General features: G+C 72.9%; 27 protein-coding genes and 1 tRNA gene. 19 read left to right on the top strand and 9 right to left on the bottom strand.

Translation table 11 applies throughout. The features are described 5' to 3' along the window. Positions 1-87 precede the first annotated feature (87 nt). Positions 88-489 carry a rhodanese-like domain-containing protein gene (locus ABT023_RS16480; protein ID WP_350886258.1) on the top strand — a complete coding sequence of 134 codons (402 nt, stop codon included), beginning with the start codon at positions 88-90 and terminating at the stop codon, positions 487-489. A 22-nt stretch (positions 490-511) separates the two neighbouring features. On the opposite strand, the gene ABT023_RS16475 is transcribed toward ABT023_RS16480, so the two are convergent. The 6 genes from ABT023_RS16475 to ABT023_RS16450 all read right to left on the bottom strand — a co-directional run bounded on the left by ABT023_RS16475 (position 512) and on the right by ABT023_RS16450 (position 5,888). Further along, positions 512-1,573 carry a hypothetical protein gene (locus ABT023_RS16475; protein WP_350886160.1) on the bottom strand — a complete coding sequence of 354 codons (1,062 nt, stop codon included), beginning with the start codon at positions 1,571-1,573 and terminating at the stop codon, positions 512-514. 123 nt (positions 1,574-1,696) lie between these two features. Then, a complete protein-coding gene (locus ABT023_RS16470; protein WP_350886158.1) occupies positions 1,697-3,241 on the bottom strand; it encodes a cobyric acid synthase in 1,545 nt (514 codons plus the stop codon). Beyond that, positions 3,238-4,257 (bottom strand): cobalamin biosynthesis protein, encoded by a 1,020-nt coding sequence (locus ABT023_RS16465; protein ID WP_350886156.1) that lies wholly within the window; start codon positions 4,255-4,257, stop codon positions 3,238-3,240. The genes ABT023_RS16470 and ABT023_RS16465 overlap by 4 nt, the downstream gene beginning before the upstream one ends. 167 nt (positions 4,258-4,424) lie before the next feature. Beyond that, on the bottom strand, positions 4,425-4,835 hold the full coding sequence (locus ABT023_RS16460; RefSeq protein WP_350886154.1) for a VOC family protein: 411 nt from the start codon (positions 4,833-4,835) through the stop codon (positions 4,425-4,427). A 70-nt stretch (positions 4,836-4,905) separates the two neighbouring features. Continuing rightward, entirely contained in the window at positions 4,906-5,100 is a 195-nt protein-coding gene (locus ABT023_RS16455) for a DUF397 domain-containing protein (protein WP_350886152.1), read from the bottom strand. Continuing rightward, positions 5,091-5,888, bottom strand: coding sequence for a helix-turn-helix domain-containing protein (locus ABT023_RS16450; protein WP_350886256.1), 798 nt, complete (start codon positions 5,886-5,888; stop codon positions 5,091-5,093). The genes ABT023_RS16455 and ABT023_RS16450 overlap by 10 nt, the downstream gene beginning before the upstream one ends. Positions 5,889-6,399: 511 nt before the next feature. On the opposite strand from ABT023_RS16450, the gene ABT023_RS16445 reads away from it, so the two are divergent. Together ABT023_RS16445 and ABT023_RS16440 are read left to right on the top strand one after the other, a co-directional pair. Further along, a complete protein-coding gene (locus tag ABT023_RS16445; protein ID WP_350886150.1) occupies positions 6,400-6,687 on the top strand; it encodes a hypothetical protein in 288 nt (95 codons plus the stop codon). Then, the gene (locus ABT023_RS16440; protein WP_350886148.1) at positions 6,687-6,938 is read left to right on the top strand and encodes a flavin reductase; all 252 of its coding nucleotides are present in this window, start codon (positions 6,687-6,689) and stop codon (positions 6,936-6,938) included. Before ABT023_RS16445 ends, ABT023_RS16440 begins: the two co-directional genes overlap by 1 nt. A 165-nt stretch (positions 6,939-7,103) precedes the next feature. Here the strand turns inward: ABT023_RS16440 and ssb are convergent, their stop codons facing one another. Beyond that, positions 7,104-7,952 carry a single-stranded DNA-binding protein gene (ssb, locus tag ABT023_RS16435; RefSeq protein ID WP_350886146.1) on the bottom strand — a complete coding sequence of 283 codons (849 nt, stop codon included), beginning with the start codon at positions 7,950-7,952 and terminating at the stop codon, positions 7,104-7,106. A gap of 417 nt (positions 7,953-8,369) precedes the next feature. Here ssb and ABT023_RS16430 point away from each other — a divergent pair, with 417 nt between their 5' ends. The 4 genes from ABT023_RS16430 (at position 8,370) to ABT023_RS16415 (ending at position 11,151) form a co-directional block, all read left to right on the top strand. Continuing rightward, positions 8,370-8,795, top strand: a complete 426-nt coding sequence (locus ABT023_RS16430) for an HPF/RaiA family ribosome-associated protein (protein ID WP_350886144.1) — start codon at positions 8,370-8,372, stop codon at positions 8,793-8,795. Positions 8,796-8,891: 96 nt separating this feature from the next. Continuing rightward, positions 8,892-9,953 carry an alpha/beta hydrolase gene (locus ABT023_RS16425; RefSeq protein WP_350886142.1) on the top strand — a complete coding sequence of 354 codons (1,062 nt, stop codon included), beginning with the start codon at positions 8,892-8,894 and terminating at the stop codon, positions 9,951-9,953. A 126-nt stretch (positions 9,954-10,079) separates the two neighbouring features. Further along, positions 10,080-10,155: transfer RNA gene (locus tag ABT023_RS16420), tRNA-Arg, on the top strand. A 111-nt stretch (positions 10,156-10,266) separates the two neighbouring features. Further along, complete coding sequence (locus ABT023_RS16415; protein ID WP_350886140.1) at positions 10,267-11,151, top strand: tyrosine-type recombinase/integrase; 885 nt, start codon at positions 10,267-10,269, stop codon at positions 11,149-11,151. Between the two features lie 13 nt (positions 11,152-11,164). Here ABT023_RS16415 and ABT023_RS16410 read toward each other — a convergent pair whose 3' ends face one another. After that, entirely contained in the window at positions 11,165-11,788 is a 624-nt protein-coding gene (locus ABT023_RS16410; RefSeq protein WP_350886138.1) for a hypothetical protein, read from the bottom strand. A gap of 159 nt (positions 11,789-11,947) precedes the next feature. Next, positions 11,948-12,400 carry a helix-turn-helix domain-containing protein gene (locus ABT023_RS16405; RefSeq protein WP_350886136.1) on the bottom strand — a complete coding sequence of 151 codons (453 nt, stop codon included), beginning with the start codon at positions 12,398-12,400 and terminating at the stop codon, positions 11,948-11,950. Positions 12,401-12,595: 195 nt separating this feature from the next. On the opposite strand from ABT023_RS16405, the gene ABT023_RS16400 reads away from it, so the two are divergent. The 12 genes from ABT023_RS16400 (at position 12,596) to ABT023_RS16345 (ending at position 19,431) form a co-directional block, all read left to right on the top strand. Further along, positions 12,596-12,865, top strand: coding sequence for a hypothetical protein (locus ABT023_RS16400; RefSeq protein ID WP_350886134.1), 270 nt, complete (start codon positions 12,596-12,598; stop codon positions 12,863-12,865). Continuing rightward, positions 12,862-13,098, top strand: coding sequence for a hypothetical protein (locus ABT023_RS16395; protein ID WP_350886132.1), 237 nt, complete (start codon positions 12,862-12,864; stop codon positions 13,096-13,098). The genes ABT023_RS16400 and ABT023_RS16395 overlap by 4 nt, the downstream gene beginning before the upstream one ends. Before the next feature lie 75 nt (positions 13,099-13,173). Continuing rightward, on the top strand, positions 13,174-13,899 hold the full coding sequence (locus tag ABT023_RS16390) for a hypothetical protein (RefSeq protein WP_350886130.1): 726 nt from the start codon (positions 13,174-13,176) through the stop codon (positions 13,897-13,899). Further along, positions 13,896-14,588, top strand: coding sequence for a GGDEF domain-containing protein (locus ABT023_RS16385; RefSeq protein ID WP_350886128.1), 693 nt, complete (start codon positions 13,896-13,898; stop codon positions 14,586-14,588). The genes ABT023_RS16390 and ABT023_RS16385 overlap by 4 nt, the downstream gene beginning before the upstream one ends. Continuing rightward, on the top strand, positions 14,585-14,812 hold the full coding sequence (locus tag ABT023_RS16380) for a hypothetical protein (protein ID WP_350886126.1): 228 nt from the start codon (positions 14,585-14,587) through the stop codon (positions 14,810-14,812). Before ABT023_RS16385 ends, ABT023_RS16380 begins: the two co-directional genes overlap by 4 nt. Continuing rightward, positions 14,809-15,162, top strand: coding sequence for a hypothetical protein (locus ABT023_RS16375; protein ID WP_350886124.1), 354 nt, complete (start codon positions 14,809-14,811; stop codon positions 15,160-15,162). Before ABT023_RS16380 ends, ABT023_RS16375 begins: the two co-directional genes overlap by 4 nt. Next, on the top strand, positions 15,159-15,629 hold the full coding sequence (locus ABT023_RS16370; protein WP_350886122.1) for a hypothetical protein: 471 nt from the start codon (positions 15,159-15,161) through the stop codon (positions 15,627-15,629). Before ABT023_RS16375 ends, ABT023_RS16370 begins: the two co-directional genes overlap by 4 nt. Then, positions 15,626-15,976: a hypothetical protein gene (locus ABT023_RS16365; RefSeq protein WP_350886120.1), complete on the top strand. Its 351-nt coding sequence runs from the start codon at positions 15,626-15,628 to the stop codon at positions 15,974-15,976. The genes ABT023_RS16370 and ABT023_RS16365 overlap by 4 nt, the downstream gene beginning before the upstream one ends. Further along, positions 15,973-16,260 (top strand): hypothetical protein, encoded by a 288-nt coding sequence (locus tag ABT023_RS16360; protein WP_350886118.1) that lies wholly within the window; start codon positions 15,973-15,975, stop codon positions 16,258-16,260. The genes ABT023_RS16365 and ABT023_RS16360 overlap by 4 nt, the downstream gene beginning before the upstream one ends. Next, on the top strand, positions 16,257-17,570 hold the full coding sequence (locus ABT023_RS16355) for an ATP-dependent DNA helicase (RefSeq protein ID WP_350886116.1): 1,314 nt from the start codon (positions 16,257-16,259) through the stop codon (positions 17,568-17,570). Before ABT023_RS16360 ends, ABT023_RS16355 begins: the two co-directional genes overlap by 4 nt. Further along, positions 17,567-18,754, top strand: a complete 1,188-nt coding sequence (locus ABT023_RS16350; RefSeq protein WP_350886114.1) for a hypothetical protein — start codon at positions 17,567-17,569, stop codon at positions 18,752-18,754. Before ABT023_RS16355 ends, ABT023_RS16350 begins: the two co-directional genes overlap by 4 nt. Next, positions 18,751-19,431: a hypothetical protein gene (locus tag ABT023_RS16345; protein WP_350886112.1), complete on the top strand. Its 681-nt coding sequence runs from the start codon at positions 18,751-18,753 to the stop codon at positions 19,429-19,431. Before ABT023_RS16350 ends, ABT023_RS16345 begins: the two co-directional genes overlap by 4 nt. Positions 19,432-19,435: the final 4 nt, after the last annotated feature.

Below are 19,435 nucleotides of genomic sequence, written 5' to 3'. Positions count from 1 at the left end.
CGGGTACGCCGTCCGGTCGAACCGAGGCCGTTTCACCGCACGGGCCACCCGGGCGGCGGGCATGCTCGTGCCGTGCGCCACAACGTGATGAGCCCGGGCGTCGACGCCCTGCTGGAACAGGCCCGCGCAGGGGTCCGCCGGCTGACCCCGCACGAGACCGTCGAGGCGGTACGCCTCGGCGCGCTGCTCGTCGACACCCGAACCGAGGCGCAGCGCCGGGAACAGGGCGAGCTGCCCGGCGCGGTCGTCATCGACCGGACGGTGCTGGAGTGGCGGCTGGACCCGGCCAGCGACTGGCACGTTCCCGAGGCCACCGGGTACGACCGGGAGATCGTGCTGGTGTGCCGGCAGGGCTACAGCTCCAGCCTGGCCGTGGCCAGCCTGCGGACGCTCGGCCTGCACCGCGCCACCGACATGGTCGGCGGGGTGCAGGCCTGGCGGGAGGCGGGACTGCCGATGTCCGACCGCCCCGCCGACATCCGTTACTGATCCGGCCCGCGAAAGGCGGCGGTCAGGCGGGCTCGGCCACCCGGGCCAGCCAGTCGGCCGCCTCGGTCGCAGCGAGCGTCTCCTCCACGGTCAGCGCCGCGGACATCAGCGGGAACCGCCGGATGTTGTTCCAGCTCCGCTGGTACGGCGGCGGGTCCAGGACCACGACGCGGGCGTCGTCGAAGAGCGGGATGTCCGCCGGCGCGCCCTCGTTCCAGATCCACTTGCCGTGCCCGTCGACCAGGTTGAAGCTGCCGACCACCGTGCCGCCGAACCGGTCCTCGGGGGCGTCGGTGGCCACCTCGACCCAGGACGGGTCGACGGTCAGCCCCTCGATCAGCCCACGCTCGGCCGACCCGGCGAGCGCCCCCGCCAACAGGGTGTGCAGCTGGAAGTTGTCGGCGACGCCGTCGATGGTGACCCGCCATCCCCGGCCCGTCGCCCGGTGCAGCACGAGCAGCCGCTCGCCGTCGAGCACCCGCAGCAGTCCGAGGACGCATTCCAGGTCGGGCCGCTCGCCGGCCAGCTCCGCCCCGACCGCGAGCAGCCGCTCCCGGTGTGGGAACGTGGCCCGCACGGCGGCGGACTGCTGCAACAGGGTGATCGCGGGCATGGCCCAGGTGCCGGCCGCGTACCAGCCCTGGACCGCGTCGAAGGCGTGCTGCTCGTCGCCGTACGCCTCGGTCAGCACACCGAGCGCCGCGTCCATGGTGCCGGGGTCCTCGGGGTCGGGCAGCGCTTCGTCGCCGCGTACCCGCTGCCAGCCGGACCGGAACCGGTGCGCGCCGTCGAGGGCGGCGGCGAACCCGTCGGCCACCGGGGCGACCAGCGGGTCGGGGCGGGCGCCCAGCTCGACCAGCGCGCCGCAGAGGACGGAGAACTGACCCCCGGCCCCCGGGCCGAGCTGCGGCAGCAGCGCCACGCACCGGGGCAGGACCGCGTCCAGTTCCGCGACGGACGCCTGCTGCGCCACCTCCCAGACCCTCGGCACGGCCCTGGTCATGGCGGTGCCGTCGCGCCCGCGTACGGCCGCCTCGACGGCGGCGATCCGGTCCGCCAGCTTCCCCCTGCGATTGAAGATCATCGGCGCAGCCTAGCGAGCGCGCCCGCCCGTCACGGCGCTCCGCCGAACCCTTGATCGACGCGGGGTGGCCAACCTGCGACTGTCCGGCTATGTGCGACACGTCACTGTCGACGGGCGGGTCGGTCAGCCGGGCGCGCCGGGTGGGACGAACGGGAGAGCGGCGGGCGGGCCGGACTCGATCAGCCGCCACAGGGCGTCGGTGTCCAGGTGCTCCTCGACCAGGTCGCCGAGCAGGTCCAGGGACCGCTCGCGGGCGGCGGCGAACGCGTTGTCCGGGGCGACCCGGAAGCCGGTACGGCCGGCGATCCGGGCCGCCTCGGTGAGGAACCGGCGGCGGAACGCGTCGGACTCGAAGGCCCCGTGCCAGTGGGTGCCGCACACCGCGCCGAGCACCGCCCCCTCGCCGGCACCGTCCGCGTACGTCAGCAGGGGCGACAGCGCCGGGTCGGCCGACGAGACGTACCCGTAATGGATCTCGTACCCCCGAACCGGGACGCCCGGGTCGGCGGCGGCGGTGCCGGCCGAGACCCGGACGGTCTTGCGCTTCTCGAAGGTGACCTCGACGGGCAGCAGACCCAGCCCCGGGACGCTGCCGGCGCGGCTCTCCACCGCGTCGTGCACGGCCCGGCCGAGCATCTGGAAGCCGCCGCAGATGCCCAGCAGCGGCTTGCCGGCCGCCGCGTGGGCGAGCACGGCGTCGGCCAGCCCGGTCTCGCGCAGCCAGGCCAGGTCGGCCACGGTGGACTTGGAGCCCGGGAGCACGACCAGGTCGGCGGCGGCCAGCTCGGCGGGCTCCACGGTCAGCCGGACCCGGACGCCGGGCTCGGTGGCCAGCGCCTCGACGTCGGTGGCGTTGCTGATCCGGGGCAGCCGGACGACCGCCACGTCGAGCCAGTCGGTGCCGCGCGGGGCCGCCGGCCGGCCGAGCACCCGGCCGTACGCGAGGGAGTCCTCGGCGTCGAGCCACAGGTCGAGGTGCCAGGGCAGCACCCCGTACGTGGGGCGGCCGGTGACCCGGTGCAGCATGTCCAGCCCCGGCTGGAGCAGGCCGAGGTCGCCCCGGAACTTGTTGATCACGAAGCCGGCGATCAGCGCCTGGTCGGCCGGGTCGAGCAGGGCGACCGTGCCGAACATCGAGGCGAACACCCCGCCCCGGTCGATGTCCCCGACCACGATCGTGGGCAGGTCGGCGTGCCGGGCCAGCCCCATGTTCACGTAGTCGCCGGCCCGCAGGTTGATCTCCGCCGGGCTGCCGGCCCCCTCGCAGACCACCACCTCGTACGCCTCGCGCAGCTCGGCGAGCGCGGCGAACGCCGCCTCGGCGAGCCGGGGCCGCAGGGCGTGGTAGTTGCCGGCGGTGACCGTGTCGACGGCCTCGCCGAGCAGCACCACCTGGCTGGACCGGTCGCTGCCCGGCTTGAGCAGCACCGGATTGAACCGCAGGTCGGGGGCGATCCCGCTGGCCGCCGCCTGCATCGCCTGGGCCCGGCCGATCTCGCCGCCCCGGCCGTCCGGGCCGACCACCACCGCCGAGTTGTTCGACATGTTCTGCGCCTTGAACGGCGCGACCCGCACCCCGCGCCGGTGCAGCCAGCGGCAGATGCCGGCGGTGAGCACGCTCTTGCCCGCGTCGGAGGTGGTCCCCGCGACCAGCAGCCCCCCGCTCACCGGCCCGCCCCCGTCCCGCGTACCGGGGCGGCCACGGCCCGCCGGCCCGCCCGCGCCAAGACGCCGGCCAGCCGACCCACGGTGACCGGGTACGCGGCGGCCACGCCGAGCGCGACCAGACCTACCGCGCCGGAGATCCTCGCCGCCCGCTTCAGGTGCCGCGCCTCCGGGCGGGGCCCGTCGCCCAGGTACGGGCGCACCTCCGACCGCCCGAAGTAGACGTTGCGCCCGCCGAGCCGCACGCCGAGCGCCCCGGCCATCGCCGCCTCGCACTGTCCGGCGTTCGGGCTGGGGTGGTCGTGGCGGTCCCGCAGCCAGACCCGCCACGCCCGGCCCCGGTCCCCGTACGCCGCCGGGGCCACCGCGATGGTGAACAGCCCGGTCAGCCGCGCCGGGGCGAGATTGAGCACGTCGTCGAGGCGGGCCGCCGGGGTGCCGAACCGGGCGTACCGGGGCGACCGGTGGCCGACCATCGCGTCGAGCGTGTTGGCCGCGCGGTAGCCGAGCAGGCCGGGCAGGCCGGCGACCGCCCCCCACAGCAGCGGCGCCACCACCGCGTCGGAGGTGTTCTCGGCGACCGACTCGACGGTGGCGCGGGCCAGCTCCGGCTCGTCGAGCGTCGACGGGTCCCGCCCGCATAGGTGCCCCAGGCGGCGGCGGGCCGCCGGCAGGTCCCCGCCGCGCAGCGCCCGGCCCATCACCCTCGCCTCGTGGCGCAGCGTGCGCCCGCCGAGCACGGTCCAGGTCGCGGCGGCCATCAGCACGGCCCGGCCGACCGGCCGGTGCCGGGTGGCCACCGTCGCCGCCGCGCCGACCAGCACCGGCACCCCGACGGCGAGCGCGGTGAACACCACCCCGGCGGTACGGTCCGGCCGGTACACGCGCTGTTCCAGCGCCCCGGCCGCCCGGCCGAAGCCGGCCACGGGATGCCACCGCCGGGGGTCGCCGAGGAGGGAGTCAAGGGCGTACCCCGCCACCAGACCTGCCGCGTTAGCCACGGCGACCGACTGCCGCACCTGCCACCACCTCCGGCCGGCCAGCCTAGCCGCCGCGGTAGCCGGAGGCTGTGAGCAAGGTCGGCGAGAGCCGCGACGAGGCCGCCGGGGCACCCTGCCGGAGGCGGGCCCCCTCCGCAGGATGCCTTTGGAGCTGAGTCGTCTGCGACATCGCCCCGGCAAGTCGTTTACGACATCAGGTCCAAAGGGCAGCGGTAGCTGATCAACTCCAGCAGAGATCCGTCGGGATCACGGAAGTAGACGCTTCTGCCGGGGCCGCGCCCGCCGTCCCGGTCGACCGGCCCGGTCTCCACAGCGACGCCGTGCCGCCGCAGATGGTCGAGGATCTCGTCCACCGTCCCGGGCCAGGAGAAACAGAGGTCGCTACCGCCGGGGGCGACAGGAGGACGAGCGACCAGCGCCCCGACGTCCAGGCCGGGGCCGTGGACATTGAGCTGCTGGTCGCCGAACCGGTACGCGACCCGGCCGCCGGGATGCCCGACGACCTCGGCACCGAGCACGTCCCGGTAGAAGGCCGCCGACCTGTCCCAGTCGCTCACCGCGATCACACAATGATCGAGCCTGATTACCCCGCGCACAGCCCGAACGCTAACAGCGCAGCAGGTCCGGTGCGCTCGGTCGCCGGTACGGGGGTCGAGTTTCCGCCGGTCAGGCCCGCTCGGCGAGCTGGGCGACGAACGCTCCCCAGGATTCGCGGGAGAACGCCAGGACCGGCCCGGCCCCGTCGTCCTTCGTGTCGCGGACGTAGACCGCCGCCACGAGGTTGTCGGAGACCTCTACGCAAGCCCCGCCGTTGGTTGACGATTTCGACGGCTTCCGCCACTGGGCACCGGTCATGTCCATGTCTTCGCCGCTTCCTTGAGCAAGTCAATAGTCGGCCCGAGCGGCAGCGCTCCCCCACGGACCGCCTCCCATGACAGTCCAAGGCTAGCAATCTCCTCGGGCTGGTCGACGATCTGCGCGCAGAGCTGGTTGTCCACGTACCCGGCTCGGGTGCCGTCCGGTAGGTCGGCAAGGATGAACGCTCCCGCGAGGCCCGAGTACATCCCGAGCAAGGCGGGCACGATGTGCAACTGAATGTGTGGCTGCTCGGCGGAGCTGATCAGGTGTTCTAGCTGCTCGCGCATCACATCAGGCCCGCCACAGGCCCGGCGAATGACCATCTCGTCAAGCACGGCAAAGACCTGAGGCGCAGGGTCCCGGCTCAGCACAGCTTGGCGGTCCAACCGTGCCGTAATGCGCTGATCAAGCTCCGAGGTAGGAACCCGCGATGCTTTGAACGTGGCCCGCACGTAAGCCTCGGTTTGCAGGAGACCCGGCACGAACGAGTGCTCATACCAGCGGAATGCCGTCGCCTCGCGCTCGATCTCGATCCACTCGCGCAGCCAGACGGGGGAGGCTTCGCCCTTGACAAGCTCGTCCCAGAGCGTCACAAAGTACCCGCCGGTGCTCAGCGCTTCGTCGACCGACTCAAGGTAGGGCAGAGTCGGCGGCTTCGACCCCGTTTCGATCGCGCTCACCTGGGAGTCCGAGCAGAAGACACGCTCTCCGAGTTGCGCCTGTGTCAGGCCGGAGGCTGTCCGGCGACGCCGAAGCTCTCGGATCAGGTACTCCGACGGCGAGATTCCCACGAATTCCACACCTTTCCATCCTGCGCCTACGCGTACCACGCCAGCCCGCGACCGGCCCACACGTTCCGCGATCGGTTGGTAACTGTTCCGAGGGTAGAGGGCCGTCATCCAGGGTGGAACCCAGGACGGCGCGGCCGGTGGAGGACTCCAAACCCGGCGGTTGCGCCCGCTTCGGGGGCCGCCCCGGTCTTCCCCCGTACCGAGCGGCGGCCCCCTTCCAAACTCGACGGACAGGGAGGGCCATGTCGTACCGAGGAGGACGTCACCGGAGCCGGCGGGGCCGGCACTGCGCGTGTCAGGCGTGCCGGGCGCATCGCGCGGCGAAGCCGGAGCAACAGCCGAGGCCGGACCGGCAGCCGAAGCCGACGCGGTACGACCCTCCCCTTGTCGGGCCGATGATCCCGCCGCTGCGGGTGCCGCGTAACGACGTGGCGACCCGGGTCCTCCGGGAGCGGGTCGGCGAGTTCCGGACGCTGGGCGAGGCGCTGCGCGGGAACGGCGGGTGGCGGTGATGGACGTGCGCGAACTGGACCTGGCCGACCACTGCGCCGCCGGGCCCGGCTGGCGGTGCGAGGCGTGCGGCGAGGAGTTCCCCTGTTCGACCTGGCGGGGACTGCCGCTGGACCGGCACCTGCGCGGCGCGCTGCTCTCGTGCTTCACGTTGCTGCTCGGCCAGGCGGTCCGGGACCTGCGCGGCCACCCGGACGGCCCGACGCCGCCGCAGATCGTGCGACGCTTCCTCTGGTTCATGCCCCTCTCCGAAGACGAGGCGCGAGCCGTCGCCCTGCGGGTGCGCTGATGACTCGCGGCTCCCCTCCCCACCTGCCCGTCCGCCCGGTCTGGCTGTGCTGCCGCTGCGGCCACCCCTGGCCCTGCGGCGAGGCCCGACTCTCCCTGCTGGTCGAGTACCGGGGCAACCGCCTCGGCCTGCTGATCTACCTCGCCGCCCTGAAGCTGGAGGCGGCCGAACACCTGACCCGGCTCAACCCCGACTCACCCCCAATCAACCTCACCGACCGCTTCCTCTCCTGGGCACGGGCGCGCGGATAGCCGCCGACCGCCCGCCCCGGTGCCGTCTCCTTCCCCCGTGGGAGAACCGGCACCGGGGCGGGCCTCTCCGCGGCGGCGGATCGGGTCGGACGACGCTCGACGGCCTGCCCCGTGCCAGCCCGCCCGAGCGCCCCGTGCCAGCCCGCCGAGCGCCTCGGCCGATCGTCAGGCGGACACCGGAATCCGTCCACGGCCCCGCCGGCCCCGGCGGTCGGGTGTCACCCCGTCCGGCTCGCCGCCGGGCGGTTCCGGGTCGTCGTGACCGCCCTGGGCCGACAGGCCGACCTCACCGACCCCGGCGACATCGCCGGAGGGTGCCTCGCCGTCAGGCAACGGGGCCAGGTCGTCCCCGCTGTCCCCGCCGTACCCGCCCAACTCCGTCAGCTCGTCGTCGGCGGCGGGGTCGGCCCGGTCGTCGAAGGGATCTCCCGCCAGGTCCTCGAAGCCGGGGCCGCCGGCCGGGTCCCGCCCGACGTGTGGGGCGTCGAACGAACCCCGGGCCTGGTCGAAGCCGCCCGGCTCGAAGTCCTCGTCGACGGGACGGTCGGCCGGCGAGGCGGGCGCCTGTCCCCGCGAGACCCGCTCGGTCGGCTCCCCGTGCACCCGGGTCTCCGCCTCGGCGTCCTCGACGATGCTGGTGGCCATGCTCGGCCGGTTGCGCAGGAACCGCCCCCGCCCCCGGGCCAGGTCGTGCCCGACCGCGACCGCCTCCATCTCGTAGAGGGTGCGGTGGTTGCCGGCCTCGTCGGTCCAGTCCCGGGTGTAGAGGCGGCCGGCCACCACGACCGGGTCGCCGACCATCACCGAGGAGGCGACCCCCTCGGCCAGCTTGCGCCAGCAGTTGACGCGTACCCGAAGGCTGTTGCCGTCGACCCACCGGCCGCTGTCCCGGTCGAGCCGGCGTGCGGTGGAGGCGACCTTGAAGTTGGCCACCAGCGTGTTGCTCTGGGTGGTGCGCCGCCACTCGGGGGCGGTTAAGACGTTTCCGACAATCGTTACGTGGGTGTCAAACATCGTCCCTCCAGGGGAGAACCGGGACTTGCCATGGCGAGTCGACTCACCGCCGAGCCTGGCCGTCCCGGCCCCCCCGTCGCCATCGACCGGTCGCCACCTGTGGACAACGGGGCGGCCTGTGGACAACGACCTGATCAAGGTCCCAATGTGCTACGTCCCCCGGTGGAGTCAACGCCTCGGCCGGCGGCCCGTCGCCGACTGTCCGCGCGGACGGCGGGGCATGGCACCCGCCACAGGACAGTCGGAGGGTGTTTCCGGACGGACCGTGGCTGGGTACAGCTTTGATCAAGCGAGCACCACCGACGGCGCGCCGGCTGACAGTAGGCGGCATGCCGTCCGATCAGAAGGGCCACGGAAGATGACTCTCTGCCGACTCCGTACGACCGGTTCCGTCCGCACCGAGGGCGAGGCCCGCCGATGAGCGCCGTGGCGAACCCCGCGACCGTGGGTGAGTGTCTGCGGGTCGGTGCCGGGTTCTCCCAGGGCGACCGGAACTGGATCGCCACGCAGTTCGCCACCCTCGACGCCCGGCTGGCCGGCTTCCACGCCGACGCCACCGAGCTGGAGGTGTCGGTGAAGGATCGGGAGGCCCGGGGGCAGAAGGTCACCCTGGAGTGCTGGATCGCCGGCCGACAGAAGATCGTCACCACCTCGTCGGAGGAGGACCTGCACGCCGCGCTCAACGACGTGCGGGACGACCTGCGTCGCCGGCTCAACGATTCCAAGACCAAGCAGGAGCCCCGGCACAACAAGCACCTGCGCGACACCGGTCAGGTTGCGGCGAGCCCGGACGAGGTGGACCTCGACGTCGACGCGCTCCGGGTCGACGCCGAGACGGCCTGAGCAGGACCTGAGCAGGACCGGCGGGAGGGTGGGCTTCGCCCCACCTTCCCGCTTCGGGGCTACCGCCGGGTAGGTTCCCGGCGTACCGTCGCGGTCGTGGAACCGGACGTGCTGGGGCCGCCGTACGAGCGGCAGACGATCGACCTGGGCACCGACGACGAGGGACCGGTCGTCGCGACCCTGGTCCGCCGACGGGCCGACCGCCCCACCGGCCGGGCCGTGCTGTACGTGCACGGCTACGTCGACTACTTCTTCCAGACCCACGTGGCCGACTTCTACGCCGAGCGGGGCTGGGACTTCTACGCCCTCGATCTGCGCAAATATGGTCGCAGCCTGCTGCCGCACCAGACGCCGAACTTCTGCCGCGACCTCGGCGACTACTTCCCCGAGCTGGACGCCGCCGCAAAGATCATCCGTGACGACGACGGCCACGACACCCTGCTCACCATGGGCCACTCCACCGGCGGCCTGATCATCTCGCTCTGGGCGCACGCCCGCCGCGACGCCGGCATCGTCGACGGGCTCGTCCTCAACAGCCCCTTCTTCGACATCAACGCCCCCTGGTTGGTGCGCAGACCCCTCGCGGCCGCCGTCTCCCGCCTGGCCCGTCGGGCGCCGCACCGCGTCGTCCCCGCCGGCGTCGGCAACGTGTACGGCGAGAGCCTGCACACCGAGCGACGCGGCGAGTGGACGTACGACCTGGCGTGGAAGCCGCTCGCCGGGTTCCCGGTCCGGGCCGGCTGGCTGGCTGCCGTCCGCGCCGGCCAGCGGCAGCTCCGCGCCGGCCTCGACATCCAGGTGCCGGTGCTGCTGGCCTGCTCCACCCGCAGTTTCCGGGGCACGAAATGGCACGACTCGGCGGCGCTCGCCGACGCCGTCCTGGACGTGGAGCACATGGTCCGCTGGGCGCCCCGCCTCGGCCGACACGTGACCCTGGCCCGCTTCGACGGTGGCATGCACGACCTGACCCTCTCCGGCCCCGCCGTACGCGAGAAGGTCTTCGCCGAGGTGGGCCGGTGGGCGGAGGCGTTCCTCGGCGCCGGCCCCACCCCCTCGGTGCCCGCCAGCCGTGAGCCGGCCGAGCGGGGAGCGGGCACGGCGGCCGAGCAACGACGGGGCAGGGCCGGGCAGGGCACGGAGACGACCGCGCCGAGCTGACCGGGGCCAAACTGGGGTGCCCCACGCAGGCGGATCATGCGACGCTGGGCGGGCGCCGACGGCCCGCCCCGTCGCACCCGCCCCGGCAGGTGCGGCGGTACCCTCTTGGCGCGACACCCACGACGCGCGCCCGTAGCTCAGCGGATAGAGCAGGGGACTTCTAATCCCAAGGCCGCAGGTTCGAATCCTGCCGGGCGCACCACCAGGCAAAACACGCTCAGCGCGAACCGAATGGACTAGCTACAGCGATAGCTGGCATGAGTATTCTGCCAGGAAAACCTTAGCGCTGTAGCACCGGAGGTAGCCGCACCTCATGGACCCGAACGAGCTGGTCATCGCCTCGTACGAGCGGTACCACCGCACCAAGCGCACCTCTCCCGACACCGTCAAGAGCTACCTCATCACCCTCCAGCAGCTCGCCGAGTTCCGCCCCGGCGGGCCTGTCGTCGACCTCGGCCGCGAGGACCTGGAGGAGTTCCTCATCGCCGCTGCCACCGTCAACGCCTCCGCCACGGTCCACAAAAAGTTCCGCAACCTGCGCGCGTTCTACCGATGGTGCGAGGCCGAGGAGATCATCGACCGCTCCCCCATGACGCGGATCGCCGAGCCGAAGGTGACCAGCAAGCCGGTGCCCATCGTGCCCGACGACCAGATCGCCGCGCTCCTGAAGGCGTGCTCCGGCAAGGAGTTCGGCGACCGGCGAGACACCGCCATGATCCGGCTCTGGTGCGAGGCCGGCTCGCCGCGGGTGTCGGAGATGGTCGGCATCCGGCTCGACGACCTCGACATGCGGCACGACCACGTCACCCTCCACGGCAAAGGCGACAAGATCCGCACCATCCCCTTCGGCGCGAAGACCGGCCAAGCCATCGACCGCTACCTGCGCGTCCGAGCCCGCCACAAGGACACCAAGATGGAGCCGCTCTGGCTCGGCCAGCTCGGCGGCGCGCTCACGACCTCGGGCGCCTACCGGCTGCTGGAGCGGCGGTGCCGGGAGGCCGGAATCCCGCGCATCCATCCGCACAAGTTGCGGCACCTGGCAGCGCACCTGTGGGCGGACGCCGGCGGCAGCGAGGGCGACGCGATGGCGCTGTTCGGCTGGTCGTCGTCGGAGATGCCCCGCCGGTACGGCCGGTCGGCGCAGGTGGAGCGGGCACACAGAGCGGCCCGCCGGGTCTCCCAGGCGGACCGCTTCTAGCTCTCAGGGTGACCTAGGTTGACGGCTCTGGCGGTACGACGTAGAGGCCGGTCGGCTGGCGCTGGCCGTTGACGGCCTGGCGCAGTTGCAGCTCGGCGTCCGCGTCTGCGACGCCGATGACGTCGGCGATCTCCCGGCGTACTGCGGCCATGTCGGCGGCGACGTCGCGGAGGAGCCGCATCTGCTCAGCCTGCCGGTTGGCGAGGTCGGTGATGCGGTGCGCCAGGTGGTCCTGGCGGCGGTAGAGCTCCGTCTGCCGGGAGTTGAGGGTCTCGCCCATGCTGCCGAGCGCCTGGTTGCCCCGGGTGACCCAGTCACGCAGGACGACGATGGAGACGATGATCCAGCTGATACCGCCGCCGACGATCAGCAGCAGCATCGTGGTGCCGGTGACGGCGGCGGAGTTGCGTGTCTCCTCGATGACCGTGAGCACGACCGTGGCGATCGTGAAGACGGTGGCCACGCACAGGGTCACGGCGAGAAGCCCGGACAGGGTCCACGGTGGCGGGGTGCCGGTGCTGTAGGTGCCGGCCGCCGAGGCGGTGGGGAGCTGGAGCTGACCGGTGTCGCCGTCGATGCTGGTGGGCGTGCGAGCGCCGGGGTCCCGTCGATGGGACTGCCCCGTTGCGGTGTTCATGCTGGCCCTCCCCGAGGGGGTTGATACGAACAGGTGTGCTATTAGGGGTGCGTCGATCTACGGAACCCTAACTATGATCTTTCTCTCCCGAAAGGGAATAGTCCACATGGGATTCCCACGCGCAACAATCTCGGCCGATCGGGTGATCCCTGCGGCGGGTCAGGCGGTGTTGCGCCTGCTCCGCGACCTCAACCGGGCCGATCGCCGATACGGCTCTAGGTACTGATCGAGGAACGCCTCGATGGACTGCCGCTCAATCGGCGGCAAGGGGGACGTCTCAGCCAGGAGCGTGGCCAGTTCCCGTGCGAGCGGGTGGCCGATCAGCGGGGGCGGCTCGGGCGTGGCGTCCATGCCCAGGTCCTCGGCCCGAACGCGGCAGGCGAGCACCAGGAGCTCGCGCAGCGGCGCCGCGATGGCCGGCGCCAGCCGCTCAAGACTGCGGACGCTGGGCTGCTCGGTCCCCGAGAACCACTTGGAGAAGACACCCGGCTTGATGCCAGTGGCCCGGGAGAGGTCGGCGACAGTCTCAATCCCGGTGCCGGCGTTGACCGCGTGCTGGAGCACGTAGCGGCGGAATTCGGCACCGGCCTCAGGTCCCCACGTGGTGCTCACGTGCACGAACCCTAGGCCATTTCGTACGCGAAAGCGAGCAACGGCGCTACCTAACGGCCGATGTCGGCCCACCTGTCCGTCTATCGGTTCGGTCATGCACGCAACTCTATCTTTAAGTTTCGCGCGCGAAACTCACCCGAACGGATGACCCGGTCAGCGTTGCTTTCGAGAGGCCACAGCGCTAGCGTCTGTTTCGTGCTCGAAACACAAGACGCGCACTCGACAGCCCGCCCCCGGGTCGTCTTCCTCATCGAGGAGTTCGACCGCATCACCACCCCCCTTGGCCTCGTCACCGACGCAGCAAGGGCCGCGTTCCTGGGCATCAGCCCGCCTGCCCTCAGCAAGATCCGCAACGGCCACAACGGCCCGTCGGCGGACTTCATCGCCGCCGTCCGCACAGCGCTACCGGCTGTGTCGTACGAGCGGCTGTTCACCACGACGACCACCACCACGGAGGAGAGATGAACCGCTCCGTCGCCGGCCGGATCGGGGCGCACGTGCGGTGGGGCCGCACCCCCGACCGCCAGGCCGCCACCGAGCCGGCCCGCAAGGCCGCCGCCGACCGCTGGATCCGCGAGGTCCGAGCCGAGTACCCGGACCTCGACGAGGTGACGGTCCAGCGCCTGGCCGAGAGCCGGCGCAAGGCGCACATGACCCGGATCGCCCGCCTGCCGCGCAAGCGCCGCAAGGCCGCCTGACACGGCGCGAGCCCCCACCGATGCCACGGCAGGGGCTCAACACACCCGGACCACACGCACACACGAGGAGTCCAGATGCAACACCAGACCCTACCGGAGCTCGACCTGAGCCCTGAGGGCGTGGCGGCCATCCGCGCCGCGCTCGTCGAGGCCGGCCTGCCCGTGTACCACGTCGAGAACGCCGGCGACGCCATCGACCTGACCCTGCGTCCCGCCACCACCGGCACCACCCTGATCGCTCTGTCATGGCGGCAGGCGCGGCACGGCTGGTACCTGGCCGAGTCCGACGCGGCCGGCGTCGAGCAGTGCATGTGGCCGCTCGGCCACGACCTGGAGGACGTGGCGGCTGAGGCGGCGCGTCTCCTGGCGCAGACCGAGCGGGTCGAGGCCGAGATGGCCGCCGAGGCCGCCGCCGACGCGGACCCCGCCCCGGCCGAGCCGGCCGAGCCGGACTACTGGCTGTCCCTCGCCGCCGACCTGCGTAAGGCCGCCGACCGGATCGCCACCCTCGCCGGCACCGACCGGCAGCCGGACAAGGTCCATCTGGACTTCACCGTCGCGTACCCCGGCAACACGGACCTGACCGCCACCGACCTGGCCGACCGGATCGCCGAGGCCTTCGGCGCGACCACCCACACCAGCAAGTTCCCCGGCGGGGACAGGGTCTACCAGGTCCGGGCCGCGATCGGCGCGCTCCGGGTGGAGGCCGACACGTACCTGCCGGCCGAGCCGTCCGAGCTGGAGTCGCTGCGGGCCCGGGTGGCCGAGCTGGAGGCGCAGCAGGCCGAGGTGGCCCGGTGACGGCCCCGGACCTGCCCCCGGTGCAGCCGATGGGGCCGATGCCGGGCACCGGCTCCGGCAGTCGTACCGGCAGACCGGACTACGCCCCCGCCGGCCGGATCGCCTACCTGGAGGCACGCGTCGCCCACCTGGAGACGCAGCTCGCCGAGGAGCGCCGCCAGGCCCGCACCGACCCGCTCACCGGCGTCCTCAACCGGGCCGGCCTGGTCGACGCGTGGTGGCGGATCCGCCCCGGCGACCGGCTCGCCCTGGTCGACCTGGACGGCTTCAAGGCAGTCAACGACACCCTCGGCCACGCCGCCGGCGACGCCGTCCTCACCACCGTCGCCCAGCAGCTCCGCGTTCACGGCATCGTGGCCCGGCTCGGCGGTGACGAGCTGGTCGTGATCGGCTCGCTGCCCGGCGGCCCGGACCGGCTGTGGCGTGCCCCGGTCGGCGGCGGCCGGGAGGTGACGGTCACCGGCACGGTCGGGATCACGCCGGTCATCCCCGGCGACCTGCCGGAGACGCTGCGCCGCGCCGACGTGGCCATGTACGCGGCGAAGCACGCCGGTCGCGGGTCGCTGGTGGCGTACGACCCGACGCTGGACGTGCCGGAGCAGACCGGGCCGGCCCGGCGGCGAGTGCGCGACCTCACGGTCCCGGCCCGGCGTCTGACGGTCATCGCCCTGGGGCGGGGTGCGGCATGAGCCAGATCGACCGCATCGACGGCGGCGTCAACACCGCCCGCGTGTCCGCCGCCGAGGCCGACCGGATTTACCGGGAGCAGCGCCAGGCCGACGCCCTTCGGTTCCTGCGCAAGCGGGGCCTGGACGACGTCGCCGAGATCCTCGGCCTGGTCGAACCGGCCACCCCGGCACCGCAGGTTCGGGACCGGATCGGCAGCGGCAAGACCCGGCGGGGTGCCGCGTGATCAGCATCCTCACCGTCGTCCTGGCCGTCGCCGTCGCCGCGCTATTGCTCATCGTCGCCGGACTCACCCGCGCCCTCGGCCTGGTCGAGCGGCTCAACGCCAGCCTCGCCATCCGGTGCCTGCGCCAGGGCGAGCGCATCCAGACGTACCGGGCCGAGACGTGCCGCCTGGCCGTCGCGCTCCAGCAGGTCACCGACGAACGCGACCAACTCCACCACCGCCTGGTCGCCGCCGCACTCACCACCGACGCGGCCGGCGAGCCGCCGATGCCCCGGTGGGGGCTGCACACCCTCCGCGACATCCACCTCGGCGGCCCCGCCGACTTCGACACCCCGGGAGAAGCCCGATGACCACGACCACCGCGCCGACCACGTCCGCCCCGCTCGCCCTCGACGCCATCCGCAAGCTCACCGACGCCGCCACCCCCGGCCCGTGGACCGCCCACCCCGACGGGCTCGTCTGGTCGACGCTGATCGGTGACCCCGTGTCCGGCTCGGTGCTGGTCGCCGACGCCAACTTCATCGCCGCCGCCCGGACCGCCGTGCCCGCCCTGCTCGCCAAGCTGGCCCAGCTGTGCGGCTCCTGCCACCCCTGCACCAACTACGCCGACGAGACCTGGCGGGCCGCCGGCCGCACCCCACCGCACGTCTCCCAGTGGGACGAGGCGCAGGCCGAGCTGACCCGGCTCCGCGCCGCCCTGGACGCCGAGAAGACCCGGACCTCCCGGCTGGAGGACGCCCTCGCCGACGTCGAGCAGCAGGCCGCCAGCATGCGGATCGCCCTCGACCAGGTCGACGCCGAGGCGGAGGGCCGGTGACCCGCGCCTACACCGGCCTGCACCGGCCGGAGACGGTCCAGCCCGTCGGCGACGACTGGCGGCTCAGCCCCGCCGCCCAGCAGCTCGTCACCCGCACCGCCGACCCGGTCCACGCCGGGCCCGCCGACGCCACCGGCCTGCTCGACGTCCGCGACATCCCCAGCACCAACGCCTGGACCACGCCGGCCGTCGTCGCCGGGCTGCGCGCCAACCTCACCGCCCCGGCGGCCGGGCCGCTCGCCCGCTGGGCCGCCTCCGTCGCCGACGAGTCGCACCACCCGATCTCCGACGAGGCCGGCAACGGCAAGACCACCGACGGCCCCCACACCCCGAAGGACGAGGCATGACGACCACCACCAGCCCGCCGCGGTTGCCCCGCCAGATGCTGTCCGGCGGCGCGTCCGTCGCTGTCCGGCTGCCCTCGGAGCGCGGCATGGTCGCGCACCGGCCCGAGCGTGACACCCGGCCCGCGCCGATCCCCGGCTACCCGGGCCGCAACGAGCAGATCGTCTTCGCGGCCTGCTCCCGGGACGACGGGGAGTGCCGCGAGCTGACGGCGTCGTGGGCCGACCACCTCGGCGCCCAGGCGTGCACCGAGCCGGCATGCTTCCCCGAGGCGGACGCCCGATGACCGCCACGACCGTCGAGTTCGCCCCGCAGCAGGTCGAGGCCATCGACAAGATCACTGACTGGTTCCGGTCCGGCGACAGCCAGGTGTTCCGGCTGTTCGGCTACGCCGGCACCGGCAAGACCACCCTCGCCCGGCACATCGTCGACCAGCTCGGCGTCACCGCCCTGTTCGCCGCGTTCACCGGCAAAGCCGCCTACGTGCTGCGCAGCAAGGGCTGCGACGGGGCGCAGACCATCCACAGCCTCATCTACCAGCCTGTGGAAAAGGTGCGGAAGAAGCTGGAGCAGCTCCAGGCCCTGCTCGACATCGAGACCGACCCCGACGAGCGGGAGATCCTCGCCCGGGCCATCGCGGTGGAGGAGGAGAAGCTCCACACCCCCGACTTCATCCTCCGCGAGGACTCCCTGCTCCTCGGCGCGCCGCTGCTCGTCCTCGACGAGGTGTCGATGGTCGGGCACCGCATCGCCGCCGACCTGCTCTCCTTCGGCTGCAAAATCCTGTGCCTCGGCGACCCGGCGCAGCTGCCCCCGGTCGACGGCGGCGGCTACTTCATCAACGCCGACCCGGACCACCTGCTCACCGAAATCCACCGGTCCGCCCTCGACTCCCCGGTCACCCGGCTCGCCACGTCGGTCCGCAAGTCGCCGCCCGGGGACCGGACCCTCGGCATGGCCGGCCTCGACGGCGACTCCGGCCGAGTCCCGGCGGTCACCCGCCAACACGTCGCCGAGTTCGACCAGGTCCTCGTCGGCACCAACAAAACCCGGTGGAAGGCCATCCACCTGCTGCGCACCCTCCAGGGCCTGCACGGGCCCGTGCCGCAGCCCGGCGACCGCATCATCGGCCTCGCCAACTCCACCGAGGCCGACATCTTCAACGGCCAGCAGTTCATCGTCCGCAGCGTCCTCGACCAGCAGCCGCTGCCCGCCGACACCGACCGGGTCCGCCTCCTCGTCGAAGACGACAGCGGCACCCATCGCACCCTCACCACCTGGCTCGCCGGGTTCACCGGCCAGGAAGGCGAGAAGCTCGCCAAGCGGGAGGGCCGCGGCAACATCGCCGCCTGCACGTTCGCCCAGGCCATCACCTGCCACAAGAGCCAGGGCTCCCAGTGGGACCGAGTGCTCGTCGTCGACGAGTCGCACATCTTCGCCCGCGCCGCCGCCGACGAAGCCCAACGCGCCGGCTGCACCCCAGACGCCGCCGGCGCCGCCGCCCACCTCGCCGGCCAGCGCTGGCTGTACACCGCGATCACCCGGGCCGCCCAGCGGGTCGTCGTTATCGCCTCCCCGAGAGGACTCCCGGCATGACCGCCGCCGTCTCCGACGCCGAGCTGGCCGCGCTGATCGCCTCCCTGCAAGGCGGCCAGCCGGCCCCGGCCGTCGAGCCCCGCTGCACGGTCACCGACCTGCTCGTCGCCCAGTGCGCGCACTGCCGACCGGCACCCGTCGACGACCGGGTGGCCCGGATCGGCCCGTGGATCTCCGCCACCTACCGGGGTGCCTGCTCCGGCTGTGGGGCGCGCGTCGAGGAGTTCGACGAGATCCGCTCCGACGGAGACGGCGGCTGGCTCGCCCGCTGCTGCGGCGACACCGACCCACAGCCGGGCACCACGGTGGACGGCCTGGTCGCGCCGGTGCCCGCCCGGCCGGCCGGGCCGCCGCCCAGCACGGTGCGGGAGCTGCGCCAGGTCCTCATCGACTTCGAGCGGTCCCGGCCGCGGTCAATGCAGAAAGCCCTCGGCCCGTCCGAGCTGGGCACCCCGTGCCAGCAGCAGATGGCCCGGAAGTTGGCCGGCGCGCCCCGGCGGCCGATCACCGACCCGACGTGGGCGCCGTTCCAGGGCACCGCCGTCCACGCCTCCATGGAAGACGTCGTCGCGTTCTGGAACACCCAGTTGGGCCGGGAGCGGTGGCTGGCCGAGGACCGGCTCACCGTTGACCCCGGTCTCGACGGCGTCGACCCGATCGAGGGCAACGGCGACGCCTTCGACACCGACTTCGGGATGGTCGTCGACTGGAAGCACGTCGGGAAGACCGCCCTGGAGAAGCTGCGCCGCGGTAAACGGCTGGGCAAGCCGACCGCCGAGCAGGTCTCTGCGGAGTACCGCATCCAGGGCCACCTGTACGGCCTCGGCCACGAGCGCAAAGGGCGGCCGGTGCGCTTCGTCCGACTGGTCCTGCTGGCCCGCTCCCACAACTACGACGACTCCGAGGAGTGGACCGAGGAGTTCAACCCGGACATCGCCTACCTGGCCATCGACCGGTACTACGCCACCGTCCAGCTCGTCGACGACCTCAACGTCGCCGCGGCCCCGGCGCTCATCGCCGCCGTGCCCGCCAGCCCTCACCGGGACACCTGCAAGTGGTGCCCCTTCAACCGCCCCGGCCAGCCCTCCAACTGGGACGGCTGCCCGGGAGACAAGCCGCTCGACGCCATCGTCGGGCGCGCCACCGACGGGCTCATCGCCCCTACACCCCAGGAGATCCAGTGACCACCGACCCCAACAGCTTGCTCATGGGCTCCGGCGCGCCGACCGCCAAGTTCGACCAGATCGGCACCGTCGTCTCGGGGACCGTCGTCGCCGAACCCCGGGCCACCCAGCAGACCAACTTCCGCACCAAGCTGCCCGAGGTCTGGAAGGACGGCAGCCCGAAGATGCAGGTCATCGTCCGGCTGGCCACCAGCCTGCGCGACCCGCAGAAGCCCGACGACGACGGCGAGCGCGACCTGTACATCAAGGGCCGCGAACTGACCAAGGTCATCCGCGACGCCGTCCGGGCGTCCGGCGCCAACGGCATCCACACCGGCGGCGTCCTCACCGTGCAGTACGTCGGCGACGGCCAGCCGGAGAGCGCGGATGTCAACCCGCCGAAGCTGTACACCGCGCAGTACGTGCCGCCGGCGGTCAGCTTCGGCGGCATCACCGGGCCGACCGGTCAGCCGCCCGCCCAGCCCGCGTACACGCCGGCGGCAGCCCCGGTGCAGCACCAGATCCCCCTGCCGGTGCAGCAGCCGGCAGTCGCGCCGGCCCCGGTCGCGCCGGCCAACCCGGCCGCCGCGGTGGTCGGTGGCCCGCCGCCCGGCGTCGACCCGGCTATGTGGGCCGTCCTCACCGACGACCAGCGGCGGGCCGTCCTCGCCGCCAGCGGCACCCAGCCCGCGTACTGACACA

The organism is Micromonospora sp. NPDC002296 (genome assembly GCF_040296145.1).
Taxonomy (GTDB): domain Bacteria; phylum Actinomycetota; class Actinomycetes; order Mycobacteriales; family Micromonosporaceae; genus Micromonospora.
Note: the sequence above shows the minus strand (reverse complement) of the source record. Positions and strands in the feature narration are given on the sequence as shown.

Coding starts and splice junctions, on each gene's coding strand:
- ABT023_RS16480 (WP_350886258.1), top strand. CDS start 88: ATGAGCCCGGGCGTCGACGCCCTGCTGGAACAGGCCCGCGCAGGGGTC.
- ABT023_RS16475 (WP_350886160.1), bottom strand. CDS start 1,573: ATGATCTTCAATCGCAGGGGGAAGCTGGCGGACCGGATCGCCGCCGTC.
- ABT023_RS16455 (WP_350886152.1), bottom strand. CDS start 5,100: ATGGACATGACCGGTGCCCAGTGGCGGAAGCCGTCGAAATCGTCAACC.
- ABT023_RS16445 (WP_350886150.1), top strand. CDS start 6,400: ATGGACGTGCGCGAACTGGACCTGGCCGACCACTGCGCCGCCGGGCCC.
- ABT023_RS16440 (WP_350886148.1), top strand. CDS start 6,687: ATGACTCGCGGCTCCCCTCCCCACCTGCCCGTCCGCCCGGTCTGGCTG.
- ssb (WP_350886146.1), bottom strand. CDS start 7,952: ATGTTTGACACCCACGTAACGATTGTCGGAAACGTCTTAACCGCCCCC.
- ABT023_RS16430 (WP_350886144.1), top strand. CDS start 8,370: ATGAGCGCCGTGGCGAACCCCGCGACCGTGGGTGAGTGTCTGCGGGTC.
- ABT023_RS16415 (WP_350886140.1), top strand. CDS start 10,267: ATGGACCCGAACGAGCTGGTCATCGCCTCGTACGAGCGGTACCACCGC.
- ABT023_RS16410 (WP_350886138.1), bottom strand. CDS start 11,788: ATGAACACCGCAACGGGGCAGTCCCATCGACGGGACCCCGGCGCTCGC.
- ABT023_RS16395 (WP_350886132.1), top strand. CDS start 12,862: ATGAACCGCTCCGTCGCCGGCCGGATCGGGGCGCACGTGCGGTGGGGC.
- ABT023_RS16390 (WP_350886130.1), top strand. CDS start 13,174: ATGCAACACCAGACCCTACCGGAGCTCGACCTGAGCCCTGAGGGCGTG.
- ABT023_RS16380 (WP_350886126.1), top strand. CDS start 14,585: ATGAGCCAGATCGACCGCATCGACGGCGGCGTCAACACCGCCCGCGTG.
- ABT023_RS16370 (WP_350886122.1), top strand. CDS start 15,159: ATGACCACGACCACCGCGCCGACCACGTCCGCCCCGCTCGCCCTCGAC.
- ABT023_RS16360 (WP_350886118.1), top strand. CDS start 15,973: ATGACGACCACCACCAGCCCGCCGCGGTTGCCCCGCCAGATGCTGTCC.
- ABT023_RS16355 (WP_350886116.1), top strand. CDS start 16,257: ATGACCGCCACGACCGTCGAGTTCGCCCCGCAGCAGGTCGAGGCCATC.
- ABT023_RS16350 (WP_350886114.1), top strand. CDS start 17,567: ATGACCGCCGCCGTCTCCGACGCCGAGCTGGCCGCGCTGATCGCCTCC.